Genomic DNA, 10,698 nt, shown 5'->3' with positions numbered 1-10,698 from the left:
CGCGGTGGTGTCCTCGCCGCCCTGGGCGCCAGCCACGTCGGCGTCAGCTGAGAACGATGGGCCGCATTGCCGGCAAGCGGGCCGCCATTCAGCGCGCTTCCGCAGTTTCCGATGCAACGGCCTCGCCGTCCTTGGCCTGACCGCCCCTCGCTCCGCTGAGATCCGGGACGTAGAGGCCGGTCGCCAACTTGGCCAGGAACCCCTCAGGGCGCAGGCGCGGCCCGTAGGCGGCGCATGGGTCGTCATCGCCGATCTTACGCGACTTGAGCCCCTCGGGCGTGGCCGCCGCCGCCGCCGCGTCGGCGAACGGTTCGACCAGCTGTAGCGCATCGCCCAGCCGGCTCAGCGAGGGGTTGTCGGTGCCGATCGGCTGGGCGTCACGGGTCCAGATGACGGCCGCCAGTTGCCGGCCGCGACGATCCAACATCTCGGCCTCGGCGCCCAGGCCGCCGACCGCGCCAGGTACGCGCAGACCGATGGGGCCAGGGATGAAGAAGCCGGACGCCGCCGAGAGCGCCGACGCCACGCGGCCGGTGGGTTCGACGCGGGTGATAATGGCGCGCACCCTGGCGTCGGCCTCGGCAGGGCTGGCGGCCAGAGCGTAGCGCTCGGTGAACTCGAAACAGAGCTGCGCGTCGGCTTCGCGCGCCAGCAACGCACGTTCTGTGTCGGTCAGCCAGGCGGTCTTGGGGCCGGCGATGACGACCGTAGGCTCGATGGCGACGCTTGCGACCCGAACCTCCGCCTTGCGTTGGGCAAGGCCGGTCCTCACGGCGCTCTCGCGCGTCGCGAGGCCCTCGTAGGTTGAGAGCTGGCCCGACGGCTTGGGCGTGGCGGCGCAGGCCCCCAGCATGAGGAGAAGGGGGAGGGCGGCGACGGCCTTCATGGGCGGCTCTTGAGGCACACGATGTTGCCTCGCCCAACGCCCGAGAGCTCATTTGGAGCCGCCCGCGGCCCATTCAAGCGGCCGCGCCGGATTTAGGCGCGGGTCAGTTGGCCCATCACAAACGCGTCTTCCCCGGCCTGCGCCAGACCCGCCAGCACATCGGGCAGATCCTGAGGATCGACCACCAGCATCAGGCCTACGCCGCAGTTGAAGGTGCGGCGCATCTCGTGCTCCGAGACGCCGCCCGTCTCAGCCAGCCACTGGAACACCGGCGGCATCGTCCAGGCCTCCCAGTCGAACCGCGGGATCAGGCCCTCGGCGATGCAGCGCGGCGGGTTCTCGATCAGGCCGCCGCCGGTGATGTGGGCCAGGCCCTTCACGCGGCCGGCCTTCAGGTGGGGCAGGACGGTCTTGATGTAGATGCGCGTGGGCTCCAGCAGCGCCTCGGCCAGCGTCTTGCCCTCGGCGAACGGGGCAGGGGCGTCCCAGGCCAGTCCGGAGCGCTCGACGATGCGGCGGATCAGCGAATAGCCGTTGGAGTGCGGGCCCGACGAACCCAGGCCGATCAGGATGTCGCCGTCCTTCTGGTCGCCCAGCCGGGGCAAGACTTTGTCGCGGTCGACGGCGCCCACGCAGAAGCCGGCCATGTCGTAGTCGCCCTCGGCGTACATGCCGGGCATCTCGGCCGTCTCGCCGCCCACCAGGGCGCAGCCGGCCTGTCGGCAGCCCTCGGCTATGCCCGCGACGACGGACGCCGCGGCCTCAACGTCCAGCTTCCCGGTGGCGTAATAGTCCAGGAACATCAGCGGCTCGGCGCCCTGGGCCAGCAGGTCGTTGACGCACATGCCCACCAGGTCGATGCCGACCGTGCCGTGCAGCCCCGTCTCGATGGCCACCTTCAGCTTGGTGCCCACGCCGTCGGTGGTGGTCACCAGCAGCGGGTCGTCGTAGCCCGCGGCCTTGAGGTCGAAGAGGGCGCCGAAGCCGCCCAGCGAGGGCTCGGACCCCGACCTCCGGGTGGATCTGGCCAGCGGCTTGATGCGCTCGACAAGCTCGTTTCCGGCGTCGATCGAGACGCCGGCTTGCGCATAGGTGAGACCGTTTGGCCGTTCGGACATTTACGAACCCGGACTTGGAGTGCAGAGAGACGCGCTTGCGGACTGGAGTCGTCCGCGCGCGGGGCTATAGCTGATTTATGACGCCTATCACTACCACCGCCGAACTCGCGGCGTTCTGCGACAAGATCAAGGGCCAGCCGTTCGTGGCGGTCGACACCGAGTTCATGCGTGAGACCACGTACTGGCCGAAGCTGTGCCTGATCCAGGCCGCGGCGCCCACGGCCGAGGCGTGCATCGATCCGCTGGCCGAGGGTATCGACCTCGAGCCCTTTCTTGAGATTCTGCGCGACGAGAAGATCCTGAAGGTGTTTCACGCCGCGCGCCAGGACGTGGAAATCTTCAACAACCTGCAGGCCATGCCCCGGCCGCTGTTCGACACCCAGGTCGCCGGGATGGCGGCGGGCTTCGGCGAGCAGATCGCCTACGACGCCTTGGTCCGCCAGATGCTGAAGATCGAGCTCGACAAGAGTTCGCGCTTCACCGACTGGGCCCGCCGGCCCCTGACCGACAACCAGCTGACCTATGCCCTGGCCGATGTGACCCACTTGGCGAAGCTCTACCCCATGCTGCGCGAGCGGCTGGAGAAGGAAGGTCGCCTGGGCTGGGTCACTGACGAGATGGCCGACCTGACGGCGCCCGCGAACTACGACGTCGAGCCCGAGAATGCCTGGAAGCGGCTGCGCCCGCGCCGGCACACCGCCAAGTACCTCGCTGTCTATCGTGCGGTCGCCGCCTGGCGTGAGCGCACGGCGCAGCTGCGCGACCAGCCGCGCGGCCGCATCCTGAAAGATGAGGCGATCGACGAGATCGCCACCCAGTCGCCGACCGACGCCGAGGGCCTGGACCGCCTGCGTTCGGTGCCCAAGGGCTTCTCCGGCTCCCGGTTCGGCCCCGATCTGGTGGCGGCGATCCGCGAGGCGTTGAAGGATCCCGAGGCCTACGCGCCGGTGATCGAGAAGGTGCGCCAGCAGGCCTCGCCGGCCGCCGGCGCCGTCGTCGAACTGTTGAAGGTGCTTCTGAAGGCGCGCGCCGAGGAAGCGGGCGTGGCCTCCAAGCTGATCGCCACCGTCTCGGATCTCGAGCAGATCGCCAACGACGACAGCGCTGATGTCGGCGCCCTCAAGGGCTGGCGGCGTGAGGCGTTCGGCGAGGACGCGCTCAAGCTCAAGCGCGGCGAACTGGCCCTCGTGCTGGATGGCTCCCGCGTGCGGGTGGTCGAGGTGCGCCGGGCGCCGAGAGCGGCCTCCGCGGGCTGATCGCCTGTTCCCTGAGGATAACTGAAGCGTCGGATCGTGAAGGTCTTTTGACGCTTGTCCGACCGTTTTCCACAGGTGCTCCACCGTCTGTCGACCCTTCGCTCCACAAGGCTGGAAACCCGGACCGTTGCGCCCCGCACGGGTCTGCGAGACCCTCAACTTGCCGAGAGGGAAAGCGGCGCGGCGGACCGGGCGACCGGGCGGCAAGCGGGCAGGAGGCTCTCCGGATCTGAGGGCGCCAGGGGCAACCCAGGCGAGTTCGGGCCCGGAGGCGGCACGGAAGTCGGAGCGGAGTTCAGCTGGGCGACCAGCGGGACCGAGTGACCCCTTCCACCTCGAAGGCTCAGGTCCCCCAACGGATCTGGATTAGAGGGCGGTGTTCCGGGCGACCGGTGCGCCGCCCTCTTCATTTGGGCCCTGAGGCTTCGGTGTCCTGATAGTCTTGGCCGAAGGTCCGACTGACCGGGGCGCGACCTGCACCCTCGCGCTCCGGTCAGCTCAATTCCAGCTTCAACTTGAGCGCCTGAGCCAGGGTCTGCGCCCGGCGGGTCGTCTGCTCGCCCAACAGCATGTCTTCCCAGCCGGTGAGGGCGGTGACCACCAGGCGGTCGCCGCGGACTGTCAGCGACGACTTTTCAAGCAGCCGCACATTGTGGCCGGAAAGGTCGCAGCCGAGGCGCAGGGCCGAGCCCAGCGCCCGCGCGCGCTGGCGGCGTTCCTGGGTGAGGACGCGCGCGACCGAGGTGTCCGGCGGCTGGGGCGCTGCGGAATGGCGCGAGAAGGCCACCGAGGCCAGGAACACCCGCTCGGCGTGGTTCATGCCGGCCAGCGGCGCGCGCAGCACCTGCTCGAACGCCAGGTCGGCGCGATGGTCGGGGTGCAGCCGTGAGCCCAGTTCGGCCAATCGGCTGGCGGCGGCGGTCAGGATCATGTCGCGCCCGCCGAACAGCGGCGGCAGTTTCTCGAACAGCGGCGCGACCCAGGCCTCCAGCGCGTGGCCCAGCTCGGGAGAGATGCCCCGCTGCGACGTCAGCGCCTCGCAGCCCTCTATGAGGGGGTTCAACTGGCGCGTCTCGGGCGGCATGGCCTCCAGCAGCAGGCCTTCGCGCACGCCATAGGCCGAGATGGTGATTGTCTCGACGCCCAGGCGCTCGATCAGCCGCTCCAGCACCAGGGCCGCGTAGGGAAGGCTGTCGAAGCGCTTCTTCGACAGGCCTTCGATCCGCTCCAGCGAGCTGCGCGACTGGCGCTGGACCAGCCGCGAGAGATCGAGCGCGTCGGCGCCGCTGATCTCGTACTGGTGGGCCACGTGCAGCGGATAGTCCGCGATCTGCATGTGGAGGAGGGCCAGGTTGCGCCAGGCGCCGCCGACGGCGTGGAACTCGGGGCTGGCGTAGCGGTTGGCCAGCGGCGCGAGGTGGTCGTCCACGAGCCGGCGCGTACGCTCGAGGTTCAGGGGTTTGGGGGCGCCGAGGGCGAACGGGCCCAGGGGCAGGGTGACGCCTTCGATATGCGCCATGCCGTTCAGGCGCACCAGTTCCAGGCTGGACCCGCCCAGGTCGCCCACCACCCCCTCGGCGTCGGGCTGCCCGCAGATCACGCCCAGGGCGGCGTAGCGCGCCTCCTCCTCGCCGGACAGCACGCGCACCTCCAGCCCGGTCTCGTCCTTGATGCGCTTGAGAAAGGCCTTGCCATCGGCGGCTTCTCGCACAGCGGCGGTGGCGCAGGCGGTGACCTCATCGGCCTTCCAGCCGTCGAGCACCGAGCGGAACCGGCGCAGCGCGCCGATGGCGGCTTCCACGCCCTCGGGGGAGAGACGGCGCGTGGCGGTCAGGTCCTTGCCGAGGCCGGCGACGACCTTCTCGTTGTAGACAGTCCAGAGCGCACGGCCGTCGACCCGGTAGATCACCAGGCGAACGGAGTTGGATCCGACGTCGATGACAGCCGCCTGACGGCCGTCCGGGCGGCTGGCGCTATCCCCGCGTGGCCACATTTTCGATCGCGCGCGGCATGTCTTTCACTTTCTGCCCGCGACCGGAGAGGCTGGGATTGGTCATGAAGTAGTCGTGCGCCGAAAAAGCGTTCGGGTGGTCCCAGGCAGGATCACGCCTATAGCCGCCGTCGGCATCGAGGGTCCAGCTTTGCGCTTCGTCTTTCAGGTTCGCCAGCATGATCTGCTGGAGAACCTGCTGGTGCACCGTCGGGTTTTCGATGGGCGTCATCACCTCGACCCGGCGGTCCAGGTTGCGCGGCATCCAGTCGGCCGACGACATGTAGAGGCGCGCGTGCTGCGAGGGCATGGGGTGGCCGTTGGCGAAGGCCACGACCCGGCCATGCTCGAGGAAGCGACCCACGATCGACTTCACCCGGATGTTCTCGGACAGGCCCGGCACGCCCGGGCGCAGGCAGCAGATTCCGCGAATGACCAGATCGACCGGCACGCCGGCCTGGCTGGCCTGATAGAGGCCGTCGATGACCTCCGGGTCGACCAGCGAGTTCATCTTGGCCCAGATCGCCGCCGGCTTGCCCGCTTCGGCGTTGGTGATCTCCTGGCGGATCATCTTCAGGAGGTCGCGCTTCATGGTGACGGGCGAGAACGACAGGCGTTCCAGGCCTACCGGCTGGGCATAGCCGGTGACGTAGTTGAACAGCTTGGCGGCGTCCCGGCCGAACGGAGGCTCGGTCGTGAACAGCGACAGGTCGGTGTAGATGCGCGCCGTGATCGGGTGGTAATTGCCGGTTCCGAAGTGGCAGTAGCTGCGCAGTTGTTCGCCCTCCTTACGGACGACGACCGACAGCTTGGCGTGGGTCTTGTACTCGATGAAGCCGTAGACCACGTGGACGCCGGCGCGCTCCAGGTCGCGCGCCCACTTCAGGTTGGCCTCCTCATCGAAGCGGGCCTTGATCTCGATGAGGGCGGTGACGTTCTTGCCGTTCTCGGCCGCCTCGATCAGGGCCGCCACGATCGGGCTGTCCTTGGACGTCCGGTAGAGCGTCTGCTTGATCGCCAGCACGTTCGGGTCGCGGGCGGCCTGGCGCAGGAACTGGACCACCACGTCGAAGCTCTCGAACGGGTGGTGGACCAGGATGTCCTTCTCGCGGATCGCGGCGAAGCAATCACCGCCGTGGTCGCGGATGCGTTCGGGGAAGCGCGGCTCGAAGGGCTTGAACTTGAGGTCCGGCCGGTCGGACGGAATGAGCTGGGTCAGTTCGTCCAGGCCCAGCAGCCCGTCGAACACGATCACGTCCTCGGGGCCCGCTTTCAGGCTCTGCAGGATGAAGGCCCGTAGCTCCTCGGGCATGTCGTCCTCGATCTCGATGCGCACAACCGAGCCAAGGCGCCGCTGTTTCAGCCGGGCCTCGAACTCGCGCACCAGGTCCTCGGCCTCTTCCTCGATTTCGACGTCGCTGTCGCGGATCAGGCGGAACACGCCTTGTTCCTCGATCTCGCAACCCGGGAACAGGTGGTCGAGGAACAGCGTGACCATGCTCTCCAGTGAGATCACCCGACGCTGCGCCTTGCGGCGCGTGGGCCGGCCGGGGGCGACGTCCCAGAACCGCGCGACCTGGGCGGGCAGGGGAGCCAGGGCGTACAGCTGCCGGCCGTCTGACGTGCGGCGGATCTTCAGCACCAGCGAGAAGGCCAGGTTCGGGATGAACGGGAAGGGGTGCGCGGGATCGATAGCCAGCGGCGTCAACAGCGGGAACAGATCCGCGAGGAACCGTTCCTCAAGCGCCACGCGCTCGGCGGGCGTGACCTCATTCGCCGAGATGTAGTGCAGGCCCTCGGCGGCGAGTTCGGCGCACAGTTCGCGCCAGCGGGTCTGCTGGTCGCCCATCAGGTGTCCGGCGGCCTCGTTGACCCTCACCAACTGCTCGGCCGCGGTCAGGCCGTCGAGGCTCAGCGTGCGGACGCCCTCGCGGACCTGGGCCCTGAGACCCGCCACCCGCACCATGTAGAATTCGTCGAGGTTGTTGGCGCTGATGGACAGGAACCGCAGCCGCTCGAACAGCGGATGTCGCAGGTTCATGCTCTCGGCCAGCACGCGCCTGTTGAAGGCCAGCCAGGACAGCTCGCGATTGAAGAACCGGGCCGGGGAACCCCTGAGATCATCGGTCGCCCCCGACGCGGCGTCGCGTGTGGAGGACGCGGCGGCTTTCATCGGTGAGACGTCGTTGGGCATGTTGATTCTCTAACGCGGTCAGGCGCTCTGCAAACGTGGCCTGGAAAGGTTAAGGTCCTTCTTGCGATCGCCCGGCAGCGACCAGAACGGCCTCACCTTGCGATACGCTTTGAACGCGTCGCTGGCTGCATCGATCACGACGTCTTCGTCATGGGTCAGCCGGCCCACCTCCAGCCCGGCGGCGAACGCCAGCTCGCCCGATCGGCGGCCGACGGCGCGCATGGCGATCGTCCGGGCCACGGCCATGTCGTTCAGTTCGCCGAGGTGATCCTGCAGGGTCCGGAGCGCGGCGATGAACCGCGCGCGCCGCTTGGGATGCTCGGGGAAGGCTCCGCCGAAGAACGCCGCCGCATAGCGCAGCTTCTTGGCCAGCTTGCGCAGGTCGTGGCGGGCCTCGACGTCGATCTCTCGGAACTTGTGCGACCTGCGGCGCAGCCGCCGGTCCAGGCGATCCATGACGGGCGCCGCAAGCGCGGTGACGGGTCCCTCGCGTAGCGCGCGCTCGCGGTCGTTGGCCAACCGCTGCCAGCCGCCCACCTCGACCCATTCCCCCAGCATCAGCAGAAGGGCGCGGAACCGGTCCGAGCGGACAGCCGCAAGGGCGTGCTCATAGGCATCGGCCTGGGCGATCCGCAGCGCCCGGAAGAAGGCGGTGCGACCGGCGCTCTCGTCGATCTCGTCGGGTGTGGCGGCGCGCTGCAGGAAGACGTCGAAGTCTCGAGCATCGGCCAGTTCGCCCGCCAGCCAGCGGGTCTCGCTGCGCGCGGCGTTCAGGCCCTCGGGGTCCAGCATCCCGCGAAACACCGACAGCGCCGCACGGAGGCGGCGCAGGCCGACCCGCATCTGGTGCAGGACGTCAGGATTGTGGGCGCGCTGCAGCAGCCGCGCGTTGCCGGCGATCTGAACCAGGGCGTCGCGGGCGATCCGCTGGAAGGCCTCGCCGCCGGTGATTGTCGGGCTGATGGCGGTGTTCTGAGCCTTCAGCGCGGCGACGCCGTCATGACCCACCAGACGGTACCCGCGCTCGGCCTTGCTCTCGAAAGCCAGGGTCAGCGGGGCCTTGCCCAACAACTCGCGCGCCAGGTCGAAGAGCGCCTGCGGCGGACCGGAGAGGAGCTCCAGCTCCATCTCCGCCACCGGCTCCTGGCGGTCGCCGGCCACGATCAGGCCGGTGTCGAAGCTGACCTCAATGCGGACGTCGCCCCGGACCCACAGATGGACGCGGCGCTCCACCTCGACGCTGAAGACCGGCGCGAGCGGAGCGCCGCCGACCGCGGCCTGGGCCGGCGTGTCCGTCAAGGCCGTGAGATCCAGGTCGGGGCCCGGAACCTGCGTCTCCCACTCGTCACGGTCGAAGATGCCGCCGCTGGCGCGGTGCTTCAGGGTCTGGATGTAGGACGATCCCTTGCGCCGGACGCGCAGGCTGAACGCCCCATCGCGCAGCGCCAGGCTTGCCGTGTCGAAATAGACGGCATGAAGCTGGGAGACCTTGGCCTGATCGACGGGGAAGGCTTCGCCCTGCAGCGCCTCGAGGGCGCCGACGCCGAGCTGGAACTTCAGTTCCAGCTCCTGGGCGGCCGTTGCCGGGATCCGCGCAAGCATTCCCAGGTCCCGTCGAACGCGGCCCGATGCGCCGCGCCCAGAACCACTGCCGGAAAACGAATCGCTCTGTCTATCGCGCTGCGAAAGATTCTTCGCGATTCGGCCGAAGCGCCCCCGTCAGAAGTCGAGCGAGCCCTGCGCTTCCAGAATCTGCCGCGCCAGCACGCGGGTCACCGGCCGAAACCCTTCATCGCCGGCCTCGTCCAGCTGCTTGACGATGGCCTTGGCGTCCGGGATCGAGCGGCGCATGCGGGTCAGCAGGTAGGAGTAGACCTCCTCGGGCGGGCGAATGTTGCGGTCACGGAAGAACCGCCGCAGCACGCCCTCCAGCACGATGTCGTCGGGCGCGTCGATCTCGACGACCGGGAAGGCGTTCAGGCGCGAGCGAAGGTCGGGCAGGGCTGTGGGCCACGTCGAGGGTCGGGTCCGGGCGGTCAGCAACAGTCCGCCGCCCTCGCGGGCCGCCAGGTTGAACAGGTGGAACAGGCCCTCTGTGGATGCGCCGCGATCGGCGTCTTCCAGCAGTACCGGGCGCCCCGCGACCGCCTCGACGTCAGGCGTGCGTGGATCGAGGATCAGCGCATCGACGCGTGCAGCCCAGGCGCGCGCCAGGTGAGACTTGCCGACGCCCTTCTGTCCCACAATCGCCAGGCAGCCGCCCTGCCACGCCGGCCAGGCTTCGACGGCGTTGACAGCCAGGGCGTTGGACGGACCCCGGACGAACGCGTCGAACGACGGCGCCTCAGGCTCCTGGCCCAGGCTCAGCCGAAGTTGCCGCGTCATGCGTCGTGCCGGTCGGTTGGTCTCACCCGTGGAATTTAGGCCCCAGGGGCCCGCCGCGCCAGCAACCCGCGCAGTTTGTCCACGACTACTCGGGCTTTGCGCCGTTCAGCTCACGTGCGCCCGCCAGGCTCCAGCCCTCAGGCTTCAGCAACTCGATCGGCGAGAAGCGCACCTTGTAGTCCATCTTCTGCGAACCTCGGACCCAATAGCCCAGGTACACGTAGGGCAGGCTGGTCAGGCCCGCCTGGATCACATGGTCCAGGATCACATAGCTGCCCAGGCTCCGGCGGCTGACGTTCGGATCATAGAAGCTGTAGACCAGCGACAGCCCGTCGTTCATCAGGTCGACCAGCGTGCAGGCGATCAGGTCGCCCGGGCCGCCGTCCTTCGATCGGGTGCGATACTCGATGATGTGCGTGCGGACCGCGGTGTCCTCGACCATCGCCACGTAGTCCGGCCACGTCATCTCGGCCATGCCGCCGTCGGCATGGCGGGCGGTCAGGTAGCGGCGGAGCAGGTCGAACTGCTCCATCGTGGCTTCGGCCTCGACCAAGTGGCGCTCGATGTCCTCGTTGCGGTTCAGGATCTTCCGTTCCGAGCGCGAGAAGACATAGTCGCCGGCCGGAATTCGGGCCGAGACGCAGGCCGAACAGGCCTCACACGCCGGGCGATAGGCGATGTTCTGCGAGCGGCGGAAGCCCACGGCCGTCAGGCTGTCGTTGACGGTGGCGCCGTCCGACAGGGGCAAGTGGGCGAACACCTTGCGTTCGAAACGCTCGGGCAGGTACGGGCACGGGGACGGCGCAGTCAGGAAGAACCGGAGCTGTCGGGTCGGAAAGTGCTGCGTCACGGACCGGGTGTCGCTTTCT

At 68.7% G+C, this 10,698-nt stretch carries 8 protein-coding genes; 1 reads left to right on the top strand and 7 read right to left on the bottom strand.

Translation table 11 applies throughout. The annotated features are described in order from the left end of the window. Window positions 1-88: 88 nt before the first annotated feature. On the bottom strand, window positions 89-886 hold the full coding sequence (locus tag EPN98_RS19935) for a DUF3313 domain-containing protein (RefSeq protein ID WP_293364677.1): 798 nt from the start codon (window positions 884-886) through the stop codon (window positions 89-91). A 92-nt stretch (window positions 887-978) separates the two neighbouring features. Further along, window positions 979-2,004: a phosphoribosylformylglycinamidine cyclo-ligase gene (gene purM / locus EPN98_RS19930; protein ID WP_293364676.1), complete on the bottom strand. Its 1,026-nt coding sequence runs from the start codon at window positions 2,002-2,004 to the stop codon at window positions 979-981. Window positions 2,005-2,081: 77 nt separating this feature from the next. On the opposite strand from purM, the gene rnd reads away from it, so the two are divergent. Further along, window positions 2,082-3,260 (top strand): ribonuclease D, encoded by a 1,179-nt coding sequence (gene rnd / locus EPN98_RS19925; protein ID WP_293364675.1) that lies wholly within the window; start codon window positions 2,082-2,084, stop codon window positions 3,258-3,260. Window positions 3,261-3,753: 493 nt separating this feature from the next. On the opposite strand, the gene EPN98_RS19920 is transcribed toward rnd, so the two are convergent. The 5 genes from EPN98_RS19920 to EPN98_RS19900 all read right to left on the bottom strand — a co-directional run bounded on the left by EPN98_RS19920 (window position 3,754) and on the right by EPN98_RS19900 (window position 10,679). Further along, window positions 3,754-5,253 (bottom strand): Ppx/GppA phosphatase family protein, encoded by a 1,500-nt coding sequence (locus tag EPN98_RS19920; RefSeq protein ID WP_293364674.1) that lies wholly within the window; start codon window positions 5,251-5,253, stop codon window positions 3,754-3,756. Continuing rightward, on the bottom strand, window positions 5,234-7,444 hold the full coding sequence (locus EPN98_RS19915; RefSeq protein ID WP_293364673.1) for an RNA degradosome polyphosphate kinase: 2,211 nt from the start codon (window positions 7,442-7,444) through the stop codon (window positions 5,234-5,236). Before EPN98_RS19915 ends, EPN98_RS19920 begins: the two co-directional genes overlap by 20 nt. Before the next feature lie 18 nt (window positions 7,445-7,462). Beyond that, a complete protein-coding gene (locus EPN98_RS19910; protein WP_293364672.1) occupies window positions 7,463-9,046 on the bottom strand; it encodes a CYTH and CHAD domain-containing protein in 1,584 nt (527 codons plus the stop codon). A 117-nt stretch (window positions 9,047-9,163) separates the two neighbouring features. Next, on the bottom strand, window positions 9,164-9,829 hold the full coding sequence (locus EPN98_RS19905) for a DnaA/Hda family protein (protein ID WP_293364671.1): 666 nt from the start codon (window positions 9,827-9,829) through the stop codon (window positions 9,164-9,166). Between the two features lie 85 nt (window positions 9,830-9,914). Continuing rightward, complete coding sequence (locus EPN98_RS19900) at window positions 9,915-10,679, bottom strand: arginyltransferase (RefSeq protein ID WP_293364670.1); 765 nt, start codon at window positions 10,677-10,679, stop codon at window positions 9,915-9,917. Between the last annotated feature and the right edge of the window lie 19 nt (window positions 10,680-10,698).

It is taken from the genome of Phenylobacterium sp. (assembly GCF_004299445.1).
Classification (GTDB): Bacteria; Pseudomonadota; Alphaproteobacteria; order Caulobacterales; family Caulobacteraceae; genus Phenylobacterium.
The sequence above is the reverse complement of the archived record's forward strand: the minus strand, read 5'-3'. Positions and strand labels throughout refer to the sequence as shown.

What these genes read in the sequence shown, in the direction of transcription:
- EPN98_RS19935 (WP_293364677.1), bottom strand. Translation starts at nt 886, where the DNA reads ATGAAGGCCGTCGCCGCCCTCCCCCTTCTCCTCATGCTGGGGGCCTGC.
- purM (WP_293364676.1), bottom strand. Translation starts at nt 2,004, where the DNA reads ATGTCCGAACGGCCAAACGGTCTCACCTATGCGCAAGCCGGCGTCTCG.
- rnd (WP_293364675.1), top strand. Translation starts at nt 2,082, where the DNA reads ATGACGCCTATCACTACCACCGCCGAACTCGCGGCGTTCTGCGACAAG.
- EPN98_RS19920 (WP_293364674.1), bottom strand. Translation starts at nt 5,253, where the DNA reads ATGTGGCCACGCGGGGATAGCGCCAGCCGCCCGGACGGCCGTCAGGCG.
- EPN98_RS19915 (WP_293364673.1), bottom strand. Translation starts at nt 7,444, where the DNA reads ATGCCCAACGACGTCTCACCGATGAAAGCCGCCGCGTCCTCCACACGC.
- EPN98_RS19910 (WP_293364672.1), bottom strand. Translation starts at nt 9,046, where the DNA reads ATGCTTGCGCGGATCCCGGCAACGGCCGCCCAGGAGCTGGAACTGAAG.
- EPN98_RS19905 (WP_293364671.1), bottom strand. Translation starts at nt 9,829, where the DNA reads ATGACGCGGCAACTTCGGCTGAGCCTGGGCCAGGAGCCTGAGGCGCCG.